At 39.7% G+C, this 25,603-nt stretch carries 26 protein-coding genes and 4 tRNA genes; 3 read left to right on the top strand and 27 right to left on the bottom strand.

What is annotated here, in order from left to right; genetic code table 11:
• Window positions 1-7: 7 nt before the first annotated feature.
• The 23 genes from rpsS to ABJG98_RS15295 all read right to left on the bottom strand — a co-directional run bounded on the left by rpsS (window position 8) and on the right by ABJG98_RS15295 (window position 19,803).
• Complete coding sequence (rpsS, locus tag ABJG98_RS15405) at window positions 8-286, bottom strand: 30S ribosomal protein S19 (RefSeq protein WP_348280427.1); 279 nt, start codon at window positions 284-286, stop codon at window positions 8-10.
• Window positions 286-1,107, bottom strand: coding sequence for a 50S ribosomal protein L2 (rplB, locus tag ABJG98_RS15400; protein WP_348280426.1), 822 nt, complete (start codon window positions 1,105-1,107; stop codon window positions 286-288). Before rplB ends, rpsS begins: the two co-directional genes overlap by 1 nt.
• 9 nt (window positions 1,108-1,116) lie before the next feature.
• On the bottom strand, window positions 1,117-1,404 hold the full coding sequence (gene rplW, locus ABJG98_RS15395; protein ID WP_348280425.1) for a 50S ribosomal protein L23: 288 nt from the start codon (window positions 1,402-1,404) through the stop codon (window positions 1,117-1,119).
• 1 nt (window position 1,405) lies between these two features.
• Window positions 1,406-2,032, bottom strand: coding sequence for a 50S ribosomal protein L4 (rplD, locus tag ABJG98_RS15390; RefSeq protein WP_348280424.1), 627 nt, complete (start codon window positions 2,030-2,032; stop codon window positions 1,406-1,408).
• A 2-nt stretch (window positions 2,033-2,034) separates the two neighbouring features.
• The gene (rplC, locus tag ABJG98_RS15385) at window positions 2,035-2,667 is read right to left on the bottom strand and encodes a 50S ribosomal protein L3 (RefSeq protein WP_348280423.1); all 633 of its coding nucleotides are present in this window, start codon (window positions 2,665-2,667) and stop codon (window positions 2,035-2,037) included.
• Window positions 2,668-2,839: 172 nt separating this feature from the next.
• Entirely contained in the window at window positions 2,840-3,145 is a 306-nt protein-coding gene (gene rpsJ, locus ABJG98_RS15380; protein ID WP_089356797.1) for a 30S ribosomal protein S10, read from the bottom strand.
• Between the two features lie 59 nt (window positions 3,146-3,204).
• On the bottom strand, window positions 3,205-5,313 hold the full coding sequence (gene fusA, locus ABJG98_RS15375) for an elongation factor G (protein WP_348280422.1): 2,109 nt from the start codon (window positions 5,311-5,313) through the stop codon (window positions 3,205-3,207).
• 8 nt (window positions 5,314-5,321) lie between these two features.
• A complete protein-coding gene (gene rpsG, locus ABJG98_RS15370) occupies window positions 5,322-5,789 on the bottom strand; it encodes a 30S ribosomal protein S7 (protein ID WP_348280421.1) in 468 nt (155 codons plus the stop codon).
• 12 nt (window positions 5,790-5,801) lie between these two features.
• On the bottom strand, window positions 5,802-6,176 hold the full coding sequence (gene rpsL, locus ABJG98_RS15365; protein WP_089356794.1) for a 30S ribosomal protein S12: 375 nt from the start codon (window positions 6,174-6,176) through the stop codon (window positions 5,802-5,804).
• A 118-nt stretch (window positions 6,177-6,294) separates the two neighbouring features.
• Window positions 6,295-6,627, bottom strand: a complete 333-nt coding sequence (locus ABJG98_RS15360) for a DUF3467 domain-containing protein (protein WP_348280420.1) — start codon at window positions 6,625-6,627, stop codon at window positions 6,295-6,297.
• A 4-nt stretch (window positions 6,628-6,631) separates the two neighbouring features.
• On the bottom strand, window positions 6,632-10,942 hold the full coding sequence (gene rpoC, locus ABJG98_RS15355; protein WP_348280419.1) for a DNA-directed RNA polymerase subunit beta': 4,311 nt from the start codon (window positions 10,940-10,942) through the stop codon (window positions 6,632-6,634).
• 55 nt (window positions 10,943-10,997) lie between these two features.
• Entirely contained in the window at window positions 10,998-14,867 is a 3,870-nt protein-coding gene (gene rpoB, locus ABJG98_RS15350; protein ID WP_348280418.1) for a DNA-directed RNA polymerase subunit beta, read from the bottom strand.
• A gap of 133 nt (window positions 14,868-15,000) precedes the next feature.
• The gene (rplL, locus tag ABJG98_RS15345) at window positions 15,001-15,381 is read right to left on the bottom strand and encodes a 50S ribosomal protein L7/L12 (RefSeq protein WP_348280417.1); all 381 of its coding nucleotides are present in this window, start codon (window positions 15,379-15,381) and stop codon (window positions 15,001-15,003) included.
• Between the two features lie 31 nt (window positions 15,382-15,412).
• Window positions 15,413-15,943 carry a 50S ribosomal protein L10 gene (gene rplJ / locus ABJG98_RS15340; RefSeq protein ID WP_348280416.1) on the bottom strand — a complete coding sequence of 177 codons (531 nt, stop codon included), beginning with the start codon at window positions 15,941-15,943 and terminating at the stop codon, window positions 15,413-15,415.
• A 5-nt stretch (window positions 15,944-15,948) separates the two neighbouring features.
• Complete coding sequence (rplA, locus tag ABJG98_RS15335; protein WP_348280415.1) at window positions 15,949-16,647, bottom strand: 50S ribosomal protein L1; 699 nt, start codon at window positions 16,645-16,647, stop codon at window positions 15,949-15,951.
• Window positions 16,648-16,656: 9 nt separating this feature from the next.
• Window positions 16,657-17,100 (bottom strand): 50S ribosomal protein L11, encoded by a 444-nt coding sequence (gene rplK / locus ABJG98_RS15330; protein WP_348280414.1) that lies wholly within the window; start codon window positions 17,098-17,100, stop codon window positions 16,657-16,659.
• Window positions 17,101-17,110: 10 nt separating this feature from the next.
• On the bottom strand, window positions 17,111-17,674 hold the full coding sequence (nusG, locus tag ABJG98_RS15325; RefSeq protein ID WP_348280413.1) for a transcription termination/antitermination protein NusG: 564 nt from the start codon (window positions 17,672-17,674) through the stop codon (window positions 17,111-17,113).
• Window positions 17,675-17,689: 15 nt separating this feature from the next.
• On the bottom strand, window positions 17,690-17,881 hold the full coding sequence (secE, locus tag ABJG98_RS15320) for a preprotein translocase subunit SecE (protein WP_348280412.1): 192 nt from the start codon (window positions 17,879-17,881) through the stop codon (window positions 17,690-17,692).
• Window positions 17,882-17,899: 18 nt separating this feature from the next.
• Window positions 17,900-17,972, bottom strand: a tRNA-Trp gene (locus ABJG98_RS15315).
• A 95-nt stretch (window positions 17,973-18,067) separates the two neighbouring features.
• Window positions 18,068-19,255 (bottom strand): elongation factor Tu, encoded by a 1,188-nt coding sequence (gene tuf, locus ABJG98_RS15310; RefSeq protein ID WP_348280411.1) that lies wholly within the window; start codon window positions 19,253-19,255, stop codon window positions 18,068-18,070.
• 75 nt (window positions 19,256-19,330) lie between these two features.
• A tRNA-Thr gene (locus ABJG98_RS15305) sits at window positions 19,331-19,402 on the bottom strand.
• Window positions 19,403-19,474: 72 nt separating this feature from the next.
• A tRNA-Gly gene (locus tag ABJG98_RS15300) sits at window positions 19,475-19,547 on the bottom strand.
• A gap of 173 nt (window positions 19,548-19,720) precedes the next feature.
• A tRNA-Tyr gene (locus tag ABJG98_RS15295) sits at window positions 19,721-19,803 on the bottom strand.
• 257 nt (window positions 19,804-20,060) lie between these two features.
• Here ABJG98_RS15295 and ABJG98_RS15290 point away from each other — a divergent pair.
• The 3 genes from ABJG98_RS15290 to frr are packed head-to-tail and all read left to right on the top strand — an operon-like array spanning window position 20,061 to window position 21,886.
• Window positions 20,061-20,555: a biotin/lipoyl-containing protein gene (locus ABJG98_RS15290; protein WP_348280410.1), complete on the top strand. Its 495-nt coding sequence runs from the start codon at window positions 20,061-20,063 to the stop codon at window positions 20,553-20,555.
• 52 nt (window positions 20,556-20,607) lie between these two features.
• Window positions 20,608-21,312, top strand: a complete 705-nt coding sequence (gene pyrH, locus ABJG98_RS15285) for a UMP kinase (protein ID WP_348280409.1) — start codon at window positions 20,608-20,610, stop codon at window positions 21,310-21,312.
• A 19-nt stretch (window positions 21,313-21,331) separates the two neighbouring features.
• The gene (frr, locus tag ABJG98_RS15280; RefSeq protein WP_348280408.1) at window positions 21,332-21,886 is read left to right on the top strand and encodes a ribosome recycling factor; all 555 of its coding nucleotides are present in this window, start codon (window positions 21,332-21,334) and stop codon (window positions 21,884-21,886) included.
• Between the two features lie 3 nt (window positions 21,887-21,889).
• Here frr and nadD read toward each other — a convergent pair whose 3' ends face one another.
• The 4 genes from nadD to ahcY form a co-directional block, all read right to left on the bottom strand.
• Window positions 21,890-22,462, bottom strand: a complete 573-nt coding sequence (gene nadD / locus ABJG98_RS15275; RefSeq protein ID WP_348280407.1) for a nicotinate (nicotinamide) nucleotide adenylyltransferase — start codon at window positions 22,460-22,462, stop codon at window positions 21,890-21,892.
• 1 nt (window position 22,463) lies between these two features.
• Window positions 22,464-23,030 (bottom strand): guanylate kinase, encoded by a 567-nt coding sequence (gene gmk / locus ABJG98_RS15270; protein ID WP_348280406.1) that lies wholly within the window; start codon window positions 23,028-23,030, stop codon window positions 22,464-22,466.
• Between the two features lie 325 nt (window positions 23,031-23,355).
• Entirely contained in the window at window positions 23,356-23,946 is a 591-nt protein-coding gene (locus ABJG98_RS15265; protein WP_348280405.1) for a sigma-70 family RNA polymerase sigma factor, read from the bottom strand.
• Window positions 23,947-24,221: 275 nt separating this feature from the next.
• Window positions 24,222-25,532, bottom strand: a complete 1,311-nt coding sequence (gene ahcY / locus ABJG98_RS15260; RefSeq protein WP_348280587.1) for an adenosylhomocysteinase — start codon at window positions 25,530-25,532, stop codon at window positions 24,222-24,224.
• Window positions 25,533-25,603 lie beyond the last annotated feature (71 nt).

Genomic DNA, 25,603 nt, shown 5'->3' with positions numbered 1-25,603 from the left:
GGTGCTATTATCTTTTACCTTTATCCTTCTTAGCGATATGCCCTCTAAAGTTCCTAGTCGGTGCGAATTCGCCAAGTTTATGTCCTACCATATTTTCAGTTACGAAAACAGGGATGAATTTATTTCCGTTGTGCACTGCGAAAGTGTGACCTACGAAATCCGGAGATATCATTGATCTTCTTGACCATGTTTTGATCACAGATTTCTTACCAGAGTCATTCATCACATCGACTTTTTTCTCAAGTCGGAAATCTATATAAGGTCCTTTCTTTAATGATCTTGACATTATTTCCTTCGTTTAACTATCTGCTTATCAGAATATTTATTTGGTCGACGGGTTTTCAAGCCCTTTGTATATTGACCGTTTCTGGATCGTGGGTGACCTCCAGAAGATCGACCTTCACCACCACCCATTGGGTGATCAACCGGGTTCATAGCTACACCTCTTACTCTTGGTCTTCTTCCCAGCCATCTGTTTCTACCCGCCTTACCTAATCTTACGCTCATGTGATCTGAGTTAGACACGGTACCTACTGTCGCCAAACATGTATTCAGTACCATTCTCATCTCACCTGAAGGAAGCTTTACTGTTGCGTACTTACCTTCTCTAGCCACCAACTGCACATATGTTCCGGCACTTCTTGCCATTACACCACCCTTACCAGGTTTCAACTCAATGTTGTGGATAATTGTACCCAGAGGAATGTCAGATAAGAATAACGCATTTCCCACTTCTGGTGCAACTCCTTTACCCGAGGTAATTACTGTACCTACCTCCAAGCCAGCAGGTGCGATGATATATCTTTTTTCACCATCAGCGTAGTAAAGCAACGCGATTCTGGCTGATCGGTTTGGATCATACTCGATTGCTTTCACAGTAGCAGGAATTCCGTGCTTATCTCTTTTGAAGTCGATAAGTCTTAGCTTGCGCTTATGACCTCCGCCAACATTTCTCACGGTCATTCGACCCTGATTGTTTCTACCACCATTTCTTTTTGAGGTAGTTACCAAAGACCGCTCTGGGGTAGACTTGGTAATATCATCAAAGACAGGAGCCATTCTGAATCTCTGTCCTGGGGTAGTCGGTTTAAGTTTTCTTACAGCCATCTCTATATATTATATTCCGCTATAAAAATCAATTATATCTCCTTCAGCCACCTGCACAATTGCCTTTTTATACGCTGGAGTTCTACCTTCAATGACTCTAGACTTAGTGTATCGTCTTTTAGACCCACCTGGCTGAACCATTGTATTCACAGATTCTACAGTAACACCGTAGGTTTTTTCAACCTCAGTCTTAATCTGAACCTTATTAGCATTCTTGGCAACTACGAATCCGTACTTACCATGCTCATTAAGAGCAGATACTTTTTCCGTAACTAGTGGTTTTATTAAAACTCCCATCTTAGTTAAATCTTTCTTTTAGTTGCTCAAGTGTTCCCTCACACAGAATCAGACGCTCAGCGTTGATTAGATCGTAAGTGTTTATTTCGTCAACAGTCGAAACAAGTGTTTTCTTAAGATTTCTTGAAGACAAGAAAACATTTTTGTTTTTGTCACTTATCAGAAATAATGATTTCTTATCACTTACTGAAAGGCTGTTCAGCAGATTAATGAATTCTTTTGTCTTTGGCGACTCAAATGAAAAATCCTCTAGGATTTGAATCGCTTTCTCTTTTGCTCTTGAAGAAAGAACTGACTTTCGAGCTAGTTTCTTAACTTTTCTATTAAGCTTGAAACCATAATCTCTTGGCTGTGGACCAAAGAATGTTCCTCCACCTCTCATAACACCAGATTTAACACTACCTGCTCTCGCTGTACCTGTGCCTTTTTGTTTCTTGATCTTACGAGTCGAAGCAGTGATCTCTCCCTTGTCTTTCGTCTTAGCAGTGCCTTGCCTTTGATTTGCTAAATAGTTCTTTACATCAAGGTAGACAGCATGTTCGTTTGGCTCTATACCAAAGATGCTCTTATCCAGGTTGATTTCTCTTCCTGTCTCTTCTCCTTTTATATTTAATACAGCTACCTTCATGATTACTTCTCAAGTATTACGAATGAATTTTTAGCTCCTGGGATAGCACCTGAAATAAGTACCAGGTTTTTCTCAGGATATACTTTTAATACTCTAAGGTTTAATACCTTCACTCTATCACCCCCCGTTCTTCCGGCCATTTTCAAACCTTTGAATACTCTTGATGGGAATGATGCAGCGCCGATAGAACCGGGAGCTCTAAGTCTGTTGTGCTGTCCGTGAGTTGCCTGACCTACTCCACCAAAGCCATGTCTTTTTACTACGCCTTGAAATCCTTTACCTTTTGATGTCCCAACGGCATCAACATAGTCTTGCTCATTGAATACATCCGCAATTGTGATTTCATTACCTAACTTAACTTTATCGTCAAACTCAGATCTAAAATCTCTGAATTCTACAATTTTCCGTTTAGGAGTAGTCTTTGCCTTTGCAAAATGACCCTGAAGCGCCTTAGGCGTGTTTTTTTCTTTTCTTTCACCGTAAGCCAACTGCACAGCTTTATATCCGTCTGTCTCTTCGTTCTTAACTTGAGTCACGACGCAAGGACCCGCCTCGACAAGGGTACAAGCGATGCTTTTACCGTTCTCGTCAAAGACATTTGTCATTCCTACTTTCCTTCCTATTAAACCAGGCATTTTCTACTCGTTTATATCTTATAATTACCCTTTCAGGCAAACTTTTCGTGAAAAGGACTGCAAAGATAGCAAATCCATATGCCGATCAAAACTTTGATCAGTTATTTTTTTAGACAAAAAAAGAACCAATCGATATAAACCAATTGGTTCTTTATTCCGGCATTATGTCGGTCTATACTTTTATCTCAACATCTACTCCACTTGGAAGCTCCAACTTCATCAAAGCATCCACAGTCTTGGCACTATTGCTATAGATATCTACAAGTCTCTTGTACGTACATAACTGAAATTGCTCTCTTGCTTTTTTATTCACGTGTGGTGACTTGAGCACGGTAAATTTCTCTTTCACAGTGGGGAGCGGAATTGGGCCGCTCACAACTGCTCCAGTAGTCTTTACTGCTCGAACAATTTTCTCAGAAGACTTGTCAACCAAATTGTGGTCGTAGGACTTAAGTTTTATTCTAATTTTCTGATTCATGATCTTTTCATCAATTCTTTTGGTGAAGTGAAATCTTTCGATTTCACTTCAAATTTCCTTTAAACGTTAGCTGTGCCTTTAACATCAGCAATAACCCCTTCCGCAATATTCTTTGGCACTGGATCGTAGTGAGAGAACGTCAGAGACGCTGTTGCCCTGCCTGAACTGTTAGTTCTTAGATCAGTAACATATCCGAATAATTCAGATAATGGTACATCTGCTTTGATTACTGCAGAAGTACCTCTAGTATCCATCCCCTTCATCATTCCTCTTCTCTTATTCAAATCACCTGTGATGGTACCAGTGTATTCATCCGGAGTAACAACCTCAACAGCCATTACAGGTTCAAGAATCACTGGGCCACATTTTGCAGCAGCTGATTTAAATCCAGCTCTTGCGGCAAGTTCGAATGATAGTGAATCTGAATCTACATCGTGGAATGATCCGTGATATAGTCTCACTTTCATATTGTCGATTGGGTAACCTGCTAACGGTCCATTGACCATGGCTTGCTCAAATCCTTTCTGAATTGCAGGGATGAATTCTTTTGGAATTACCCCTCCGACGATTTCATTTACAAACTGAAGGCCGTCTTTTTCGTAATCCTGGTCTTTTGGACCGATTTCAAATACAATATCTGCGAACTTACCCCGTCCACCAGACTGCTTCTTATAAACTTCTTTATGCTCTATAGACGCCGTAATGGCTTCCTTGTATGCCACTTGAGGAGCTCCTTGATTGATCTCTACCTTGAATTCTCTTTTCAAGCGATCAATAATGATGTCAAGGTGAAGTTCCCCCATCCCCTTAAGGATGGTTTGTCCAGTTTCGTGATTGGTTTCTACCTGAAGAGTAGGATCTTCTTCAATAAGTTTCCCAATAGCGATACCTAGCTTATCTACATCAGCTTGAGTTTTCGGCTCAATTGCATATCCAATTACCGGATCAGGGAAATCCATTGATTCAAGTACAATTTTCCCTTTTTCATCGCAAAGGGTATCTCCAGTTTTGATGTCCTTAAATCCAACAACCGCACCAATATCTCCACAATGCAGCTTATCGATTTGATTCTGTTTGTTGGCGTGCATCTGGAAAATTCTAGAAATACGCTCTTTCTTGCTCGTTCTTGTATTATACACATAAGAACCAGAATCCAACATTCCGGAATATGATCTCACGAAACATAGGCGTCCTACGAATGGATCTGTTGCTATCTTGAATGCCAGAGCTGAAAAAGGCTCATCTACAGATGGCTTCCTTGTAACAGGCTCTTCCGTATCCGGATTGGTTCCGGTGATACTATCTCTATCTAGTGGTGATGGAAGTAACTCCATCACGTAGTTCAACAATGTTTGAACTCCTTTATTCTTGAATGCTGAACCACAAAGCATAGGCACGAATGCCAAATCAATAGTTGCAGCTCTTAATGCAGCAACAATTTCATCTCTAGTAATACTTTCAGGATCTTCGAAGTATTTCTCCATCAATCCCTCATCATATTCTGCTACAGATTCCACAAGATGTTCTCTGTATTCTACTACTTCATCTTGCATATCTGCAGGAATGTCAATTTCCTCGAAAGTCATTCCCATATCTTCTTCATTCCAGACATAGGCTTTATTCTCTACTAAATCTACTACTCCTTTGAAATTATCTTCCGCGCCGATAGGCAATTGGAGAGGTACTGCTTTAGTGCCAAGCATTTCTTTTACCTGCTTACAAACTTTCAGAAAGTCTGCGCCTGATCGGTCCATTTTATTAACAAAACCAATTCTTGCTACTTTGTAATTATCCGCAAGTCTCCAGTTTGTCTCAGACTGAGGCTCAACACCATCAACAGCGCTAAACAAGAATACCAATCCGTCTAATACACGAAGCGATCTATTCACTTCTACAGTAAAGTCAACGTGACCTGGTGTATCAATAATATTGATATGATAATCTTCTTCTTTGTACTTCCAGAATACAGTAGTTGCAGCGGAGGTAATGGTGATACCTCTTTCTTGCTCTTGCTCCATCCAGTCCATGGTGGCTCCACCATCGTGTACTTCACCGATTTTGTGGTTGATACCAGCGTAATAAAGAATACGCTCAGTGGTCGTTGTTTTTCCGGCATCAATATGTGCTGCGATACCGATATTTCTTGTAAGTCTTAAGTCTCTAGCCATTTTGGTTCTTAGAATCTGAAGTGAGAGAATGCTTTATTAGCTTCGGCCATTCTGTGCATGTCGTCTTTCTTTTTAACAGATGCTCCTTCGCCTTTAGATGCAGCGATTATTTCTGCAGCAAGACGATCTTGCATTGTTTTTTCTCCTCTTAGACGAGCGTATTTAATCATCCACTTAATCCCAAGAGCTATTTTTCTATCAGGTCTTACCTCTATTGGTACTTGGAAGTTAGCTCCACCAACTCTTCGAGCTTTAACTTCAACAGAAGGCATGATATTACTCAATGCTGACTTCCATGTTTCAAGACCATTTTCACCAGTTTTTTCTTCTACTTGCTGAATGGCATTATAAAAGATTTTGTAAGAGATACTTTTCTTACCACTTAGCATTAGGTTGTTTACAAACTTGGTAACAAGTGTATCCTGATAAATAGGATCAGGAAGGATGTATCTCTTTTTTGGTTTTGCTTTTCTCATTTCTACTGCAAATTATTTTTTTGGTCGCTTAGCGCCATATTTAGATCTTCTTTGTAGACGTCCGTTTACACCAGCAGTATCCAACGCACCTCTAATGATGTGATATCTCACACCTGGTAAATCTTTTACTCTACCTCCTCTGATAAGCACAATGGAGTGCTCTTGAAGGTTGTGTCCTTCTCCTGGGATGTAAGCATTTACTTCTTTACCGTTGGTAAGTCTCACCCTTGCTACTTTTCTCATTGCTGAGTTAGGTTTCTTAGGAGTTGTGGTGTACACACGTGTACATACACCTCTTCTTTGTGGACAAGAGTCCAATGCTGGGGATTTTGACTTAGAAGTCAACTTCTTTCTTCCCTTCCTTACTAATTGTTGTATAGTTGGCATACGCTATAATTTCTAATCGTCCCAAAATTTGGGAACGCAAAGATAGATATATTGAGATTATATCAAAAAGTTAAAAGATGAATTAACAGGATTATTTATAGAAAAGTTAAGAACCATGTCAAGCCTCGCCCATGGTTCCTCCAAAATTCATAGGAAATTTTGGGATATCGTCGGCTTGTTTCACCTCGCCAAACGAAGCTTCATATTTCTTAATGTTGTCTTGAAGTGCGTGCAATAGTCGTTTTGCATGCTCTGGAGTGATCACAATTCGAGATTTCACTTTCGCCTTCGGTACACCTGGCATTAGACGAATGAAATCAATAACAAATTCGCTACTTGAGTGAGCGATCATTGCTAAATTAGCATAGACGCCCTCGGCAGTTTCCTCCGAGAGCTCTATGTTAATCTGATTATTTGGATTCTTTTCGTCTTTTTTTGGTTCGTCGCTCATTTTATTAAGCTTCTTCTACTTCTTTTGCCTCAAAGTGTTCCTTGGAAGACACTAGCTTGTCATACTCTTCTTGAGAATTAACAATGTATTTCTGGTGTTCTCTAATTCCAGTTCCTGCAGGAATCAAGTGTCCTACGATCACATTTTCCTTCAGACCTATCAATGTATCAGCTTTTCCTTTTATGGAAGCTTCACTTAATACTTTAGTCGTCTCCTGGAATGATGCCGCAGAAATAAAGCTTTCAGTTCCTAGTGACGCCTGCGTGATCCCTTGCAGCGTTGGCTTACCCGTTGCCGGTTCGGCATCACGAGTTGTCATTGCTTTAAGATCGCGACGTTTCAAGCTAGAAACTTCATCTCTTAGACTTCTTGCATCAATGATCTGTCCCGCTTTGTAATTGGATGAATCTCCTGGATCAACGATTACTTTCTTATCAAGAATATTGTCGTTTTCTTCCATGAAGACAAAACGATCAGCTAATTGATTTGTCAGGAAGCTTGTATCTCCCGGATTCTCAATTACTACTTTCTGCATCATCTGACGAACAATCGCTTCGATGTGCTTATCATTTATCTTAACTCCTTGTAATCGGTATACCTCCTGAATTTCATTCACTAAGTATTCCTGTACTGCTGTTGGGCCTTTGATTTTCAAAATATCTGCCGGTGTAATAGCGCCATCAGAAAGTGCATCACCTGCCCTTACGTAATCGTTATCCTGAACTAGGATATGCTTAGAAAGCGGCACCATGTAACGCTTCTTCACACCGTCTTTTGACTCGATGTAAATTTCTCTGTTACCTCGTTTGATTCCACCGTACTCTACAACTCCATCAATCTCACTTACTACCGCAGGATTTGATGGATTTCTTGCCTCGAAAAGCTCAGTTACTCTAGGAAGACCACCAGTAATGTCTCTTGACTTACCTGTTTTTCTAGGAATCTTAGCAAGTACTTGACCTGATTTAATCTTAGCTCCTGCATCTACTGCTAAGTGAGCACCCACTGGAATGTTGTAAGCTTTCTGAGTAGCACCGTCTTTTCCAACCACCTCAATCGCAGGGTTCTTTGTCTTATCTTTTGTATCGATAATTACTTTTTCTCTGTGACCTGTTTGCTCATCGGATTCTTCTTTGAAAGTAATACCTTCAATGATTGAATCGAATGAGGCGGTTCCGTCAAATTCAGACATAATTACCGCATTGTACGGATCCCAGTAGCATAGCTCATCACCTTTGGCCACTTTACCGCCATTTTTAACTTTTAGGATTGCTCCATAAGGCACGTGGTTAGAAATCAATACTTTTTCTTTCTTAGCATCCAGGATCTTGATCTCTCCAGATCTACCCATCACAACTTCCATCTTGTTGCCTTCATCATCGGTAGTCTTCACCGTTCTTAACTCATCAAACTCAATCACCCCTTCAAACTTCGCTTTGATATTTGCATCTACGGCAATGTTTGAAGCCGTACCCCCTACGTGGAACGTTCTCAACGTAAGCTGCGTACCTGGCTCTCCGATTGACTGAGCTGCAATAACTCCGACAGACTCTCCAACGTGCGACATCCTTCCTGAAGAAAGGTTTCTACCGTAACACTTGGCACAAACCCCTTGACGAGTTTCACAAGTCAATACTGATCTGATTTCTACTTCTTCGATACTTGACTGGTCTATATAGTCAGCTATCTCTTCCGTGAACTCAGCTCCAGATTCAATGATCAATTCTTCTGTGATTGGATCATAGATGTCGTGAACAGAAACTCTACCGAGTACGCGCTCAGAAAGTGCCTCAACCACTTCTTCATTGTCTTTCAATGCTGAAACAGAAAGTCCTCTCAATGTTCCACAATCATCTTCGTTGATCACAACATCTTGTGCAACATCAACCAGGCGTCTTGTTAAATAACCTGCATCAGCAGTTTTCAAAGCTGTATCGGCTAGTCCCTTTCTAGCACCGTGCGTAGAAATAAAGTACTCAATTACATCCAGTCCCTCCTTAAAGTTTGAAAGGATTGGGTTTTCAATAATTTCACCAACGGATCCTTGTAGGTTTTTCTGTGGCTTGGCCATTAAACCTCTCATCCCACCTAGCTGACGAATCTGCTCTCTAGATCCTCTTGCACCGGAGTGCATCATCATGTAGATCGAGTTGAAGCCTTGATCATCTTCTTCCATCTGCTTCATCAGCGAGTTGGTCAACATTGTATTCGTTCTCGTCCAGATATCAATTACCTGATTGTAACGCTCATTATCTGTAATGAGGCCCATCAAGTAGTTTTGCCAAACTGCATCTACTTCTTCTTTCGCCTGCTCTACCAATTTCTCTTTCTCTGCAGGGATGTTGATATTATCAAGTCCCATTGAAAGTCCTCCTTTGTAAGCCATCTGGAATCCGAGCGCTTTAATGTCATCAAGGAAGTGAGCTGTTCTAGCCATTCCCACTATCTTGAAGACATTAGAGATAATTTTCTGTAGTTTCTTCTTGGTTAGGAGTTCATCAACGAAGCCAACCTCTTCAGGAACAGATTCGTTAAATAATACTCTACCTGCCACTGTCTCAATCACTTTCGTGTCAAGCTCTCCTTTCTCATTTCTTACGGTCGTTCTTACTTTTATGTAAGCGTGCTGAGAAATTTGCTTCTCATTTAAGGCAATGATTACCTCTTCGTGAGAGTAGAAAATTCTTCCTTCTCCTGCTACTTTTTCTTTATCTGTACTTCTTCGTCCTTTAGTAATGTAATAAAGACCCAATACCATATCCTGAGATGGCACTGCAATAGGAGCACCGTTGGCAGGGTTAAGGATATTATGTGAAGAAAGCATCAATAAAGAAGCTTCCAATATAGCTTCATGACCAAGAGGTACGTGAACCGCCATTTGGTCACCGTCAAAATCGGCGTTGAATGCTGTACATGCTAGCGGGTGAAGCTGGATTGCTTTTCCTTCAATAAGTTTTGGTTGGAATGCTTGAATACCCAGTCTGTGAAGCGTAGGAGCCCTATTCAATAGCACTGGATGTCCTTTCAATACATTTTCTAGAATATCCCAAACTACTGGGTCTTTTCTATCAACTATTTTCTTAGCAGATTTTACAGTCTTAACGATTCCACGCTCAATAAGCTTTCTGATAATGAATGGCTTGAATAGCTCAGCAGCCATATTCTTTGGCAACCCGCACTCATGCATTTTCAATTCAGGACCTACAACAATTACAGATCGCCCAGAATAGTCGACCCTCTTACCTAGTAGGTTTTGACGGAATCGACCCTGCTTACCTTTGAGCATATCACTCAAAGATTTAAGCGCTCTGTTTCCATCGGATCTTACTGCGTTTACTTTTCTTGAGTTATCGAAAAGTGAATCCACTGCTTCCTGAAGCATCCTTTTCTCATTTCGAAGGATTACTTCCGGTGCTTTAATATCAATCAGTCTTTTCAGACGATTATTTCTAATAATTACTCTTCTGTAAAGGTCATTCAAATCAGAAGTCGCGAATCGACCTCCATCCAATGGAACTAATGGACGTAATTCCGGTGGAATAACTGGTACCATTTTTACGATCATCCATTCAGGTCTATTCTCAATTCGAGTTTTCGCATCTCTGAATGCCTCAACTACTCTCAATCTCTTCAATGCTTCTGCTTTTCTCTGCTGAGAAGTATCAGTAGCTGCCTGATGCCTTAACTCGTAAGAAAGCTCATCCAGTTTAGTTCTAGCAAGCAACATCTCTAAAGCATCCGCGCCCATCATTGCGATGAATTTGTTCGGGTCATCATCCTCTAGCATCTGGTTTTCTCTTGGAAGCTTATCAAGTATATCAAGGTATTCTTCCTCGGTAAGGAAGTCTAGTTTTGTAATACCATCTTCTTCTTTAACCCCTGGTTGGATGACGATGTATCGCTCGTAGTATATGATTTGATCCAATTTCTTGGTAGGCACACCAAGTAGGTATCCAATTTTATTTGGTAATGATTTAAAGTACCAGATATGAGCTACAGGAACAACCAACTCGATGTGGCCCATTCGCTCTCTCCTAACCTTCTTCTCAGTTACTTCAACACCACATCTGTCGCAGATGATGCCTTTGTATCTGATTCTTTTGTATTTACCACAATGACATTCCCAATCTTTTACTGGACCGAAAATTCGCTCGCAGAAAAGGCCGCCCATCTCAGGCTTATAAGTCCTGTAGTTGATGGTTTCTGGCTGAGTTACTTCACCGTGAGAGCTTTCCAGAATAGATTCTGGAGACGCAAGGCTGATGGTAACTTTAGAGAAGTCATTATGAATTTTTTTGTTTTTTCTGAACGCCATGTTGTATATCAATAAAGCCTCCCGATCTCTCGGAAGAATGATTGTCAATAATTAATTAGTCCAAAGTAATTTCAAGAGCTAATCCTCTCAATTCATGTATTAATACATTGAATGATTCTGGAATATTTGGCTTATTCATATTCTCGCCTTTGACGATCGCTTCATAAGCTTTTGCTCTACCAATTACATCATCAGATTTGATAGTGAGGATTTCTTGAAGAACGTTGGCAGCACCAAATGCTTCCAATGCCCAAACTTCCATCTCACCAAAACGCTGACCTCCAAACTGTGCCTTACCACCTAGCGGTTGCTGAGTAATAAGTGAGTATGGTCCGATACTTCTTGCATGCATCTTGTCATCTACTAAGTGACCTAGTTTCAGCATGTAAATAACACCTACAGTCACCGGCTGATCAAAACGTTCACCTGAAAGTCCATCATATAGATAAGTTCTACCGAAGTTTGGTAGACCTGCTTCTTTCAATTCGTTCTGCACTTCTTCTTCAGAAGCACCATCGAAAATTGGGGTAGCATACTTTCTATCAAGCTTTAATCCGGCCCATCCAAGTACGGTCTCATAAATTTGACCAATGTTCATCCTTGAAGGTACACCCAGAGGGTTCAATACGATATCTACCGGAGTTCCATCTTCCATGAAAGGCATATCTTCCTCTCGCACAATCTTCGCTACAACCCCTTTGTTACCGTGACGTCCTGCCATCTTATCTCCAACTTGAAGCTTACGCTTTTTAGCAACATAAACTTTAGCCAGCTGAACAATTCCAGCAGGTAACTCATCTCCTACTTCCAGTGTAAATCTTTCTCTTTTGAAATGTCCTGAGATATCATTTCGGTAGCCCATGTAATTTTTGATCAACATGAATATTGCATCGTTGATCTTATCATCGGTCACCCAGTTCTCGATAATTAAATCAGAGATCAAGTTTGCCTCTTCAGGTACATTGTAATTACTCTCATCTCTGTACTTATTTTTAGGAGGGAATAGGTTCGCTTCGATGTTCTTCTTAGTAAACTTCACCCCTTTACTCATTACCTCTTCACCAAACTTGTGTTTGATACCTTGGCATGTTTTACCCTCAATAAGTTTTGCAATCTTATCAAGCATTATTGCTCGAGCTTCAGTCAATTGTTGGCCATACCTGTTCTTCAGTAGCTCAACTTCTTTCTTAGCTCTAGCCCTTACATCTTTATCTTTCTTAGGTCTTGAGAAAAGCTTAGTGTCAATTACGACACCTTTCAATGATGGTGAAGCTTTCAATGAAGCGTCTTTTACATCTCCTGCTTTATCACCAAAGATTGCTCTAAGTAGTTTTTCTTCTGGTGTAGGATCTGACTCTCCTTTAGGAGTAATCTTACCAATAAGGATATCGCCTTCTTTGATTTCCGCTCCAGTTCTAATGATACCATTTTCATCTAGGTTTTTTACAGCCTCTTCAGAAACGTTTGGTATCTCACTTGTAAGTTCTTCTTCTCCTCGTTTGGTATCTCTTACCTCAAGCTCGAACTCATCAATATGGATAGATGTAAAAATATCTTCACGAACCACACGTTCAGAAATCACAATTGCATCCTCAAAATTGTATCCTTGCCATGGCATGAAAGCAACTTGCATGTTAATACCTAATGCAAGCTCTCCTTTCTCCGTTGCGAAACCATCGCAAAGTGCTTGTCCTTGTTTTACTTTATCTCCTTTCTGAACGATTGGCTTCAAGTTTATACAAGTATCCTGGTTTGTTCTTCTGAACTTAACAAGATCGTATGTTACAACAGAGTCATTGAAAGTAATAACCTGCTCGTCTTCATCTAAATCATACTTGACAGTAATCTTATTAGCATCAACGTACTCTATTATACCGTCTTTTTCAGCTCTAACTAGTGCGCGTGAGTCTAGAGCTACTCTCTCTTCCAGGCCTGTTCCCACGATTGGAGCTTGTGGCCTCATCAGAGGGACAGCCTGTCGCTGCATGTTTGACCCCATCAATGCTCTGTTTGCATCATCGTGCTCGAGGAACGGAATCATAGAAGCTGCAACAGAAACGATCTGATTTGGAGCAACGTCCATGTAGCTAACTTCATCTTCGCTACAAAGCGGGAAATCACCTTCAAATCTTGCTTTAATCTTATCATTCAAGAATTTACCCTTGTCTGACAAAGGCGCATTAGCCTGAGCAATGTTGTGGGTATCTTCTTCTTCTGCTGTCAAGTATTTTACATTACCTGACATATCTACAGTCCCTTTTCCTACTTCTCTATAAGGAGTTTCAATGAAGCCCATCTGGTTCACTTTTGCGTGAACGCATAGAGAGGAGATCAAACCAATGTTTGGTCCCTCTGGAGTTTCAATGGTGCAAAGTCTACCGTAGTGAGTGTAGTGAACATCTCGTACCTCGAAACCAGCTCTTTCTCTTGAAAGACCACCTGGCCCAAGTGCCGACATTCTTCTTTTATGAGTTACCTCAGCAAGTGGATTCGTTTGATCCATGAACTGAGATAGCTGATTCGTTCCAAAGAATGAGTTGATGACAGACGACAAGGTTCTAGCGTTGATAAGATCAACTGGCTTAAAATCTTCATTGTCTCGAACATTCATTCGCTCTCGAATGGTTCTTGCCATTCTTGCCAAACCAACTCCGAATTGTGAGTAAAGCTGCTCTCCTACTGTCCTTACCCTTCTGTTGCTTAAGTGATCGATATCATCGACCACTGCTTTACTGTTGATTAGTCCGATCAAATATTTTACAATAAGGATAATGTCCTCTGTTGTTAATACTCTTCGATCCCAATCTGTATCAATACCTAATTTCTTGTTGATTCTATATCGTCCAACTTCTCCAAGGTCATATCTCTTATCTGAGAAGAATAAACTAGTGATAATATCACGTGCAGTTTGTTCATCAGGAGCCTCCGTATTTCTCAACTGACGGTATATCTGCTCAACTGCTTCTTTTTCAGAGTTTGAATTATCTTTCTGAAGCGTGTTATAAACGATTGAATATTCAGCGATATTCACATCTTTTCTGTGTACAATGATCGACTTTGACCCTGAGTCAATGATTGTTTGAATATCGTCTTCTGTAATAATGCTGTCTCGTTCAAGTACTACCTCATTTCTATCAATGGAAACCACTTCTCCGGTATCTTCATCTACGAAATCTTCAGTCCAGGTTCTCAGTACTCTTGCAGCTAATCTTCTATCGATAACCTTTTTAAGATCCTTTTCAGTTGCTTCGATTTCTTCTGAAAGGCCAAAGAGATCAAGGATTTCTTTATCCGATCCGTAGCCGATAGATCTAAGCAAAGTAGTAATAGGGAATTTCTTTTTACGATCGATATATGCATACATCACGTTGTTGACGTCAGTTGCAAATTCGATCCAAGATCCCTTGAAAGGAATAATTCTTGCGCTATAAAGCAGTGTTCCGTTCGTATGCTTGCTTTGAGCAAAGAATACACCCGGTGATCTGTGAAGCTGTGATACAATCACACGTTCAGCGCCGTTGATTACAAAAGAGCCTTTCTCAGTCATGTATGGGATGTTTCCCAAGAACACTTCTTGCTCAATTGTTTCAAAATCTTCATTTTCCTCGTCATTACAAAGCAGACGAAGTTTAGCTTTTAGTGGAACCGAATATGTTAATCCTCTTTCTATGCATTCTTGAATGCTATACTTTGGAGGATCCACTGTGTAGTCCACAAATTCCAATACGAAATTTTCTCGCGAATCCGTGATTGGGAAGTTTTCCATGAACACTTTATAAAGGCCTTCGCCTTCTTTCCTTTCGGCAGGTGTATCAAGCTGGAAAAAGTCAACGAATGACTTTAATTGTACATCCAGAAAATCCGGATAATCAATAACTGATTTGATTGAAGAGAAATTTATTCTCGTGTTATTGTTGTTAGCCAAAGCTTACGGAGTTTTAGTTATATAAAAATGAAAAGGACTATTAGCATTATATACAAACAGGAAAAGACCTGATCCCTTATCTCGAAAAATCCGAGAGGGAGCCAGGCCTAAACCTTTTAGTATTATGTGCTAATTACTTTAATTCTACTTCAGCACCAGCTTCTTCAAGCTGTGTTTTTAATGCTTCAGCTTCGTCCTTAGCTATTCCTTCTTTTACTGGCTTAGGAGCACCGTCGACAAGCTCTTTTGCTTCTTTAAGGCCTAGTCCAGTAAGTTCTTTCACCAACTTAACGATAGCTAGTTTTGCACCACCTGGAGCTTTAAGGATCACATCGAAAGAAGATTTTTCTTCTTCAGCTCCGCCTTCAGCTCCGCCACCACCAGCAACCATTACTGGTCCTGCTGCTGCAGCTGGCTCAATTCCGTACTCATCTTTAAGGATGTTAGCTAATTCGTTTACCTCTTTTACTGAAAGGTTAACTAGTTGCTCTGCAAATTCTTTTAAATCCGCCATTTTATTAAGTGTTAATTCTGTTTAAAATTTTTTAATTCTCTCGTTCTGAAAGTGTTTTGACAATACCAGCAAGTTTGTGCTCTCCACTCTGAAGTAGAGTAAGTACATTCTTAGCAGGCGATTGCAATAATGTGATGATCTCTCCGATAAGTTCTTGCTTAGATTTCAAGCTAGCAAGCGCTCCAAGTTGATCTTCACCAATAAATAAATCCGAGTCTATGGAAGCAGCCTTGAATTTCGGTCTATCATTTGAATCCGCTTTTTTGAATTCTTTAATGATCTTCGCAGGAGCGTTGGCAACTTCGTTTACGAACATAATACCAGACGTACCCTTCAACACATCGTCCAAAGACGAAAAATCTCCATCTACATTCTCAAGGGCTTTCTTTATAAGCGTGTTTTTCACGATCTTATACTCTACTCCTTTGTTGAAGCACATTTCTCTGAACTTGTTAATCTCAGCAACTGTGAGACCAGAAGTGTCAGCTATATAGAAATGATCTGTTTCCTTCAGCTTTGCTGTAAGGTCACTTATTAGTTGTGCTTTGTCTTCTCGTGTCATAACTATTATAAGCTTGTTATGCTACTTTTATCAATTGCTATACCACTACTCATAGTGCTTGAGAGTGTAATCGACTTGAAGTATGTCCCCTTAGCGGAGGCAGGCTTCAATTTTGATACAGTCTGAATCATTTCTAGTGCATTGTCTTTGATCTTATCAGAGTCGAATGATACTTTCCCCACACTGGTGTGGATGATTCCGAATTTATCAACTTTAAAGTCGATTTTTCCAGCTTTTACTTCTTTTACTGCCTGTCCAATATCCATAGTCACAGTTCCTGACTTTGGATTAGGCATCAAACCTCTTGGTCCAAGTACTCGTCCGAGTTTACCTACTTGTGCCATCACAGTTGGCATGGTGATGATAACGTCAATGTCCGTCCAACCTCCTTCAATCTTTTTAACGTAATCATCAAGTCCAACATGGTCAGCACCAGCATCTTTTGCCTCTTGCTCTTTATCAGGTGTGCATAGCACCAATACTCTCACATCTTTACCTACTCCATGAGGTAGAGATACTACACCACGAACCATTTGGTCAGCTTTCTTTGGATCGACACCCAAACGAATGTCAATATCTACAGAAGAATCAAACTTGGTGAAGGTTATTTCCTTCACAAGTTTTGAAGCTTCTTCCAAAGAATACTCTTTTCCAACCTCTAACAGTTCATGAGCTTTCTTTTGATTTTTTGTAAGCTTTCCCATTACCAAATATTAATTTGCCCAAGGGGCTTTACCTGAAATTTTCACACCCATGCTTCTTGCAGTACCAGCTACTACTTTCATAGCAGACTCAATACTAAATGAGTTCAAATCTGGCATCTTTGTCTCTGCTATTGCTTTAACCTGATCCCATGAAACTGAACCTACTTTCACACGGTTCGGCTCGGAAGATCCTTTTTTCAATCTAGCTGCTTCCATTATAAGTGAAGCTGCTGGAGGTGTTTTAATTACAAAGTCAAAAGACTTGTCTGCAAAAATCGTAACAAGAACTGGGAGCAGTTGTCCTGGCTTATCCTGCGTTCTTGCGTTAAATTGTTTACAGAAGTCCATGATATTCAGACCCTTAGCACCAAGTGCTGGCCCAACTGGAGGTGAGGGATTAGCCGCTCCTCCTCGAATCTGTAATTTCAAATAGCCTGATATTTCTTTAGCCATTTTTACCTTATTAATCTTCTTTTTCTACCTGTATATAATTCAATTCGACAGGTGTATTTCTGCCAAAAATCTTAACCGTAACATTAAGCTTCTTACGATCCTCAAATACCTCCTCTACTGTACCCGTGAAGCCACTAAAGGGACCGTCCATCACTTTCACACTTTCACCCACAATGAATGGGGTGTCAAGCTTCTCTTCGTATTCCTCAACCTCATCAACTTTACCAAGGATTCTATTTACCTCAGCTTGCCTCAAAGGAATTGGATCTTTTGTAGTGCTACTCCCGGTGGATCCTAGAAAGCCGATCACATTCGGAATTAGCTCTTTATTCGTAACCAGGTGCTGAACCTCACCATTGGAGAAGTCGGCTTGAATCAACACATATCCTGGAAAGAAATTTCTTTCTCTTACTCTTTTCTTACCGTTTCGCATCTCATATACTTTTTCCGAAGGAATAAGTACTTGAGGTATATACTCAGAAAGTTCTTGTCGGACAACCTCGTTTTCAATAGCTTCCTTAACTTTCTTTTCCTTTCCGCTTACGGCTCTAACAACGTACCACTTATGCTCCATCCTGACCCGTACGTATTATAGTTCCTGATAAATAAATTCCATTAAATTCTCGAAGGCATAGTCTATTGCTCCAATCATGAGCGCAAAAATCAACGATGCTACGAGCACCAAGATGGCGCTATTTTGCAAATCACCATACTTCGGCCATGACACTTTGTGTGTCAATTCGTCGTACGAATCTTTGAAAAATGTGATAACTTTAGACATAATTTTCCTTCATTTTAGCACGGGAGGAGGGACTCGAACCCCCAACCAATGGTTTTGGAGACCACTACTCTACCAATTGAGCTACACCCGTAAAAAACAAGCAGTCCCAAAAGGACTGCAAATTTAGAGTAATCAGTTTGTATAAACAAATCCCGACTTACTTACGTATGTCGGGATAACTATTTATTAATCAAGAATTTCAGTTACCTGACCAGAACCTACAGTTCGTCCACCTTCTCTGATTGCAAATCGCAATCCTTTTTCTAGTGCAACCGGGTTAATTAGGTTCACTTCGATTGTAACGTTATCACCTGGCATTACCATTTCTATGTTCTCAGGAAGCATAATTTCACCTGTTACATCTGTAGTTCTTAAGTAGAACTGCGGCCTGTATTTGTTGAAAAATGGAGTGTGTCGTCCACCTTCTTCTTTTGATAGAACATAAACCTCAGCTTTGAACTTCGCGTGTGGAGTTACAGAGCCAGGCTTACAGATAATCATACCTCTTTTGATCTGATCTTTTTCAATACCTCTCAAAAGAAGACCAACGTTATCGCCAGCTTCACCTCTATCTAGAATCTTACGGAACATTTCTACTCCTGTGATTGTAGATTTAAGATCTTCAGCACCCATACCGATAATATCTACGGCTTCTCCAGAGTTGATTACACCTCTTTCGATTCTGCCTGTAGCAACGGTACCTCGACCAGTAATTGAGAATACATCCTCAACTGGCATCAAGAAATCTTTATCGATAGCTCTTTCTGGAAGTGGGATGTACTCATCCACTGCATCCATAAGCTCTTCAATTTTTCCTACCCAATTAGCATCACCGTTAAGTCCACCAAGAGCAGAACCTTGAATTACAGGAATATCATCTCCTGGGAAATCATAAGCAGAAAGCAGCTCTCTAATTTCCATTTCTACTAGTTCAAGTAGTTCAGGATCATCAACCAAATCCACTTTGTTCATGAATACAACTAGAGCAGGTACACCTACTTGTCTTGAAAGAAGGATGTGCTCTCTCGTTTGAGGCATTGGTCCGTCAGTGGCAGCTACTACGATAATAGCTCCGTCCATCTGGGCCGCTCCAGTTACCATGTTTTTTACATAATCCGCGTGACCAGGGCAGTCAACGTGAGCATAGTGACGTTTTTCAGTCTGATACTCAATGTGTGAAGTATTAATGGTAATACCTCTTTCCTTCTCTTCTGGCGCATTGTCAATTGCAGAGAAGTCTTTAATATCTGCCAATCCTTTTCCAGCTAGTACAGCTGAAATGGCAGCAGTTAAAGTTGTTTTACCATGGTCAACGTGTCCGATTGTACCAATATTTACGTGTGGTTTCGAACGATCAAAGGTTTCTTTAGCCATGCTTGATAATCCTCGTTTGTTTAATTTATGTTTATTACTCTATTTTCTAATTCAATTTCTCATTCCTTGAACAAGAGCCAATGAGGGGATTTGAACCCCTGACCTCTTCCTTACCAAGGAAACGCTCTACCCCTGAGCTACATCGGCTAGTTTTCAAAACTCTCTGAGTTCAGAAACTTGAACCAAAGAGCTCAAAGACCCTGAAAATTCAGGGATTTGAGCGGGTGACGAGGCTCGAACCCGCGACCTACAGCTTGGAAGGCTGTCGCTCTACCAACTGAGCTACACCCGCTTATTTTATTTGCCCTCAAATTTTGAAGGATGCTAAATAATTTTCAAAAAATCAAAATCATCGAACTTTTTCGATAACTACACGCGAATGACTCGGCTCGAAATTGTAACAGTGAACCGTCACAACAGCTTAGAAAGCTTGCTCCACAAACTGAGCTCACTTGCGTGAGATAGTGGGGAGAGCAGGATTCGAACCTGCGAAGGAATACACCAACAGATTTACAGTCTGTCCTCGTTGGCCGCTTGAGTATCTCCCCCTGTTTTAAACTACTTTCAAGAACGTCTTTTTCCAGATACTTCCCAGAAAAAGGATTGCAAAAGTATATGGTTTTTTCAACTAATCAAACTTTCATTTTTATATTAAAAACTAATTCATCGGTATTGCTAGATTTTTTAGTCCAACTCTAATTTTTGGTTAAATAATTAAGTCTAGAAGGGTTTAAAATTGAACCTTAATTTTTAATACACAGTAGTATCCATATTTTTGGGCATCTTAATTTCAAATGAAATCTCAATGATAGAAGTAAAGGTCGGCAACAGTGCTAAAATTAGTGTGACAAGGCAGAAAGAAGAACTCCTCCTTAATGATCAGTTATTTCATGGAGAGATTATAAAAATAAATGAAAGTTTATATAAGATTTTTAAGGGGAATGCAATTTATCGAGTTGAGGTTGTTGAGCGAGCGGGGAAAGATATCAAGCTAAAAGTAAATGATGTTCTATTAGATGTTTCTGTCACCGATCATATTGATCAGGTTTTGGATAAATTAGGAATGAACGTAGCGGCAAGTACTGTCGTGAAGGATGTGAAGGCACCAATGCCAGGGTCTATATTGAATATAATAGTATCAGAAGGGGATGAAGTGAGCCTAGGGGATCAACTGCTAGTGCTTGAGGCTATGAAGATGGAAAATGTTATTAAGTCGCCAGGTGAAGGGAAAGTGAATAAAATTCACATTTCTGAAAAAGAGAATGTTGAGAAAAATCAAGTCTTGATTTCATTCGAATAATTTCAAAACAATACAGATATATTTGCACGATTTCACTTGATAAAACCACATAATGACCTATAAACGAATACTACTGAAATTAAGCGGCGAAGCTTTAATGGGTGACCAGCAGCATGGAATAGATTCAAACCGTTTAACTCAATATGCGGAAGATATTAAGAAAGTAGTCAGTGAGGGCATTGAAGTAGCTGTGGTAATCGGGGGTGGAAATATTTTCCGTGGTGTGGAGGCTGAGGCTTCCGGAATTGATCGTGTTCAAGGTGATTATATGGGGATGCTGGCCACTGTTATTAATGCTATGGCGCTACAAAGTATGTTCGAAAAGCAAGGGATGTATACTCGCTTGATGTCTGGTTTGAAAATGGAGCAGGTTTGTGAGCCATTTATACGTAGAAGAGCAATAAGGCATTTAGAGAAAGGTAGGGTTGTCATATTTGGTGCAGGTATTGGAAACCCCTATTTCACCACAGACTCAACCGCAAGTTTGAGAGCTATTGAAATCGAAGCGGATGTAGTATTAAAGGGTACGCGAGTTGATGGTGTCTATTCAGAAGATCCTGAGAAAAACCCGGATGCCAAGCGTTTTTCTAAAATATCTTTTCAGGAGGCTTATGAAAAGAATCTGAATATTATGGATATGACAGCTTTTACGTTATGTCAGGAAAATAATTTACCAATTATCGTTTTTGATATGAATAAGAAAGGGAACCTTCAGAAAATTGTCTCTGGAGAAGAAGTTGGTACGCTCATTAACTGATTATTTATAATTTTTAAATATGGAAGAAATAGACATTTATCTTGATACCGCGAAAGAGATGATGGCAAGTGCTGTTCAGCATACGCTAGATGAATTCGCGAAAATTCGTGCTGGAAAGGCAATGCCTTCTATGCTAGATGGTGTTGAAGTGGAATACTATGGAACACTAACACCTCTTAATCAAGTAGCTGGCGTCACAACTCCGGATGCACGTACACTTAGTGTGAAACCATGGGAAAAAACTATGCTTCAGGAGATTGAACGAGCTATTATTAATAGTAATCTTGGGTTTAATCCTCAAAACGATGGAGAACAGATCCGAATCAACATACCTCCTCTTACAGAAGAAAGGCGACTTCAATTAATGAAGCAAGTGAAAGCTGAAGCCGAAAAGGGCAAAATAAGTATCAGGAATGCAAGAAAAGACACCAACGACTCACTAAAAAAGTTGGAAGGTGTTTCTGAAGACCTTGTGAAAAATGCAGAAGATGAGGTACAGAAGCTTACAGATACTTATACTGCGAAAATTGATTCTCTTGTAGAGAGCAAAGAGAAGGATATCATGACCGTTTGACTCTTAAAGATAGTATCCTTTAGTTTTTATTAGTGATTCTACTGATTCTGGTACAAGATATTTGATTGATCTTCCCTCTTTGATGAGCTTTCGAATTAGAGTAGCTGAAATATCTACTTCAGGCGCTTCGATCATTTTTACGTGTTCAGATTTTGATAGTTTGCTTGATTTCGAATGAGGTCTTGGGTAAACAATCAATCCGAAATGCTCTAATATTTTATCATGATTCTTCCATTTAGGAAAGGCCTCGAGATTATCCTGCCCAATAATTAAGTGAAATCTTTTATCGAGATGTTTCTCTTGCAGAAGAGTAAGCGTATCAATGGTGTAGCTTGGGCGAGGCATGTTAAATTCAATATCGCTGGATCTGAACTTATAATCATCGCCTATTGCCACATTGACCATATCCAACCGATCAAATTCGTGAAGCAAGCTCTTATTTTTCTTGAAGGGATTTTGAGGACTCACAACGAACCATACTTCCTCAACATCTGTAGTTTCTTTGACAAGACTAGCAATAATCAGGTGCCCAGTGTGAATGGGATTGAATGACCCAAAAAATAATCCAACCTCCATCTTAGCTTAAGATAAATGATTTTACAATGAACTCTGCTTTATTTATCGCCTCATCCAGGTTTTCATTTAGTACCACCTGATCAAAATGAACTTCCTCTTTCATTTCTTCTGATGCTTTATCGATTCTCATGTTGAGCACTTCTTCACTTTCCGTATTTCTCATTTGTAATCGCTCTCTGAGTATCTCCTTACCTTTCACTTTTACAAAAATAGATATGGCTTGATCTTCTAATATTTCTTTAAGATGCTTCCCTCCTTTTACATCCACATCAAAAATTACATGATTGCCATCAGCCCATATTCTCTCTACTTCACTTTTAAGTGTGCCATAGTAAGTATCTGTATATACCTCTTCCCACTCCAATAATTCTTCGGAATCTATTTTTGATTTAAAATCATTTAAGGAAAGAAAATAATAATCCCTCCCATCAATCTCTGTGGAGCGTTTGGGTCGAGTTGTTGCTGAAATAGAAAAACGTAAACTAGGAATTCTATCCAATAGACTATGTACTATCGTTGTTTTACCAGCTCCTGACGGGGCAGAAAAAATGATGGCTTTTCCTTCCATCCGGCGAAGTTAAAATGATCATCTCACAATCTTGCCTCGAATCTCATTTGCCAGAGCACTTGGTACAGATTTATTATTCAACTTGGTTTTGATAAGCTGTCGAATTTGCTTTTCAACATTATAATGCGCAAAGCAAACCATACACTTTTCTATATGTGAATTAAAAAACTCTTCTTGCTTATGTGTAGCTTCATTATCCAACATGAGGTTCAATATCCTCAGGCACTTATCAAAATCACTGCAACCACAATCGGGACAATCTGACATTTCTAGAATGTTGCTTTTGTATTAGTATGGAATGGTGAGACTTTGAAAAAAGTTCATATTAGTTGTATCCCATGGATAAGGCATAAGTTCCAAGCTTCTCTCTTAGTAAATTTCTTGCTCTATGAAGTCTTGAACGAACGGTTCCGATTGGAATATCAAGAATTTTCGCCATCTCTTCATAAGTGAATCCTTCAAGGTCGCAAAGAATTACTACCGTTCTGAAATCCACAGCTAATGAGTTTAGCGCATTGCTAATTTCATCACCAATCATGTCCTTGGTAGTTTCCATTCGGAGATCCACCGTGGCATTGCTTGGCGTATCTTCTGAATTGTAAAACTGCTCTACCTCTTGATAATCAACTTTTGCAGGTTGTTTGCTTTTCTTCCTATAATCGTTAATGAAGCTATTTTTAAGAATTCGATATAACCAAGCTTTTGCGTTAGTTCCTTCCTGGAAAGAATTTATAAAGCGAAATGCTTTCATATAAGTATCTTGGACCAAATCCTTTGCGTCATCTTCGTCGAAGGTGAGACGATATGCGAAATTGTACATTGAATCCACATGAGGCATAAATTCCCCATCAAATACCTGTATTTTTTTTGTTTCGGAATATGATCTTTTTACTGGAGTATCTATTTGATTGGCCATGGCTGCTTTCAATTTATGTGTATGTACATCAATATACGCTACTGATTTAGATTTGTTCTAAATAAGTGAATTCTTTTTAAAGATTTAAAGTTACCAACCTCTTTTTCAATGTGATTGTTAAGCATCCGACAATCTTCATTTAATGAGGTTGGATCATGATAACATCCAAAATCTTGCCAGGCGACAACCTCTGCCATTCAGGCAGACTAGCAGTAGGAAATAAAAAAAGGATTCTCCTTATTGAAGAATCCTTTCAAAAGAAGAATCTTATTTTCTCAGTATCTGTAATATTCTGGCTTAAACGGACCAGCAACTTCTACACCAATGTATTGAGCTTGATCTTCCGAAAGTGTATCTAGCTCCACTCCTATTTTGGCCAGATGAAGAGCCGCTACTTTTTCATCAAGATGCTTCGGTAGCATATAGACTGCATTATCGTAGCTCTCATGATTCTTCCAAAGCTCAAGCTGTGCAAGTGTTTGATTTGTGAATGAGTTTGACATCACAAATGATGGATGACCTGTAGCACAACCAAGATTTACCAGTCTGCCTTCAGCTAAAACGATGATATCATTTCCATTCACATTATATAAATCAACTTGAGGCTTAATTTCAATATGAGAATCTCCATGATTTTTCTTCAGCCATGACATATCAATCTCGTTATCAAAGTGACCGATATTGCAAACAATCGCTTTGTCTTTCATTTTCTCAAAGTGCTCTCCTTTAATGATGTCTTTATTTCCAGTTGCTGTTACAATAATGTCCGCACGAGAAACCGAGTCAGACATTTTTTTAACCTCGAACCCATCCATAGCAGCCTGAAGTGCACAAATAGGATCAATTTCAGTAACAATTACACGAACACCTGCACCTCTTAAGGATGCAGCCGATCCTTTTCCTACATCTCCGTAGCCTCCAACTACCGCAACTTTACCTGCTAGCATCACATCGGTAGCTCTTCTGATTGCATCTACTAGTGACTCTTTACATCCGTATTTATTGTCGAATTTGGATTTAGTCACAGAATCGTTCACATTGATAGCTGGCATTGGAAGTGTCCCATTCTTCATTCTTTCATAAAGCCTATGAACACCTGTTGTGGTTTCTTCTGAAAGGCCTCTGATATCTTTAATCAATTCTGGGTATTTGTCCAGAACCATATTAGTAAGGTCTCCGCCATCATCAAGAATCATGTTCAATGGCTTTCCATCTTCGAATGCAAATAATGTTTGCTCAATGCACCAGTCAAACTCTTCATCATTCATCCCCTTCCACGCATATACAGGAACTCCTGCTTTTGCGATAGCTGCTGCAGCGTGATCTTGTGTAGAAAAGATATTACATGAGGACCAACTAACATCTGCTCCTAATTCAACAAGAGTTTCGATTAAAACAGCAGTTTGAATAGTCATGTGCAGACATCCAGCAATTCGTGCACCTGCTAGTGGCTTCTCTTTACCATATTCTTCACGCAGAGCCATTAGACCTGGCATTTCTGCTTCCGCTAGCTCTATTTCTTTTCTACCCCAATCAGCAAGGGCAATGTCTTTTACTTTAAATTTTTCAGTAGTAACGCTCATTATTAATATAGTTCTTGTATTGATTTTCTTTTTTCGGAGTGCAAAGATATAACCATTCCTAATCATTAAAGTTC

The organism is Ekhidna sp. (assembly GCF_039960695.1).
In the GTDB taxonomy this organism is placed as follows: domain Bacteria; phylum Bacteroidota; class Bacteroidia; order Cytophagales; family Cyclobacteriaceae; genus Ekhidna.
The sequence above is the reverse complement of the archived record's forward strand: the minus strand, read 5'-3'. Positions and strand labels throughout refer to the sequence as shown.

Coding starts and splice junctions, on each gene's coding strand:
- rpsL (WP_089356794.1), bottom strand. CDS start 6,176: ATGCCAACTATACAACAATTAGTAAGGAAGGGAAGAAAGAAGTTGACT.
- gmk (WP_348280406.1), bottom strand. CDS start 23,030: ATGGAAGGAAAAGCCATCATTTTTTCTGCCCCGTCAGGAGCTGGTAAA.
- rpsJ (WP_089356797.1), bottom strand. CDS start 3,145: ATGAATCAGAAAATTAGAATAAAACTTAAGTCCTACGACCACAATTTG.
- ABJG98_RS15360 (WP_348280420.1), bottom strand. CDS start 6,627: ATGAGCGACGAACCAAAAAAAGACGAAAAGAATCCAAATAATCAGATT.
- frr (WP_348280408.1), top strand. CDS start 21,332: ATGGAAGAAATAGACATTTATCTTGATACCGCGAAAGAGATGATGGCA.
- rplC (WP_348280423.1), bottom strand. CDS start 2,667: ATGCCTGGTTTAATAGGAAGGAAAGTAGGAATGACAAATGTCTTTGAC.
- tuf (WP_348280411.1), bottom strand. CDS start 19,255: ATGGCTAAAGAAACCTTTGATCGTTCGAAACCACACGTAAATATTGGT.
- rpsG (WP_348280421.1), bottom strand. CDS start 5,789: ATGAGAAAAGCAAAACCAAAAAAGAGATACATCCTTCCTGATCCTATT.
- ABJG98_RS15265 (WP_348280405.1), bottom strand. CDS start 23,946: ATGGCCAATCAAATAGATACTCCAGTAAAAAGATCATATTCCGAAACA.
- rplB (WP_348280426.1), bottom strand. CDS start 1,107: ATGGCTGTAAGAAAACTTAAACCGACTACCCCAGGACAGAGATTCAGA.
- fusA (WP_348280422.1), bottom strand. CDS start 5,313: ATGGCTAGAGACTTAAGACTTACAAGAAATATCGGTATCGCAGCACAT.
- nadD (WP_348280407.1), bottom strand. CDS start 22,462: ATGGAGGTTGGATTATTTTTTGGGTCATTCAATCCCATTCACACTGGG.
- nusG (WP_348280413.1), bottom strand. CDS start 17,674: ATGGAGCATAAGTGGTACGTTGTTAGAGCCGTAAGCGGAAAGGAAAAG.
- rplL (WP_348280417.1), bottom strand. CDS start 15,381: ATGGCGGATTTAAAAGAATTTGCAGAGCAACTAGTTAACCTTTCAGTA.
- rpoC (WP_348280419.1), bottom strand. CDS start 10,942: ATGGCGTTCAGAAAAAACAAAAAAATTCATAATGACTTCTCTAAAGTT.
- secE (WP_348280412.1), bottom strand. CDS start 17,881: ATGTCTAAAGTTATCACATTTTTCAAAGATTCGTACGACGAATTGACA.
- rpsS (WP_348280427.1), bottom strand. CDS start 286: ATGTCAAGATCATTAAAGAAAGGACCTTATATAGATTTCCGACTTGAG.
- rplK (WP_348280414.1), bottom strand. CDS start 17,100: ATGGCTAAAGAAATATCAGGCTATTTGAAATTACAGATTCGAGGAGGA.
- rplJ (WP_348280416.1), bottom strand. CDS start 15,943: ATGACACGAGAAGACAAAGCACAACTAATAAGTGACCTTACAGCAAAG.
- rplA (WP_348280415.1), bottom strand. CDS start 16,647: ATGGGAAAGCTTACAAAAAATCAAAAGAAAGCTCATGAACTGTTAGAG.
- ABJG98_RS15290 (WP_348280410.1), top strand. CDS start 20,061: ATGATAGAAGTAAAGGTCGGCAACAGTGCTAAAATTAGTGTGACAAGG.
- rplW (WP_348280425.1), bottom strand. CDS start 1,404: ATGGGAGTTTTAATAAAACCACTAGTTACGGAAAAAGTATCTGCTCTT.
- pyrH (WP_348280409.1), top strand. CDS start 20,608: ATGACCTATAAACGAATACTACTGAAATTAAGCGGCGAAGCTTTAATG.
- rplD (WP_348280424.1), bottom strand. CDS start 2,032: ATGAAGGTAGCTGTATTAAATATAAAAGGAGAAGAGACAGGAAGAGAA.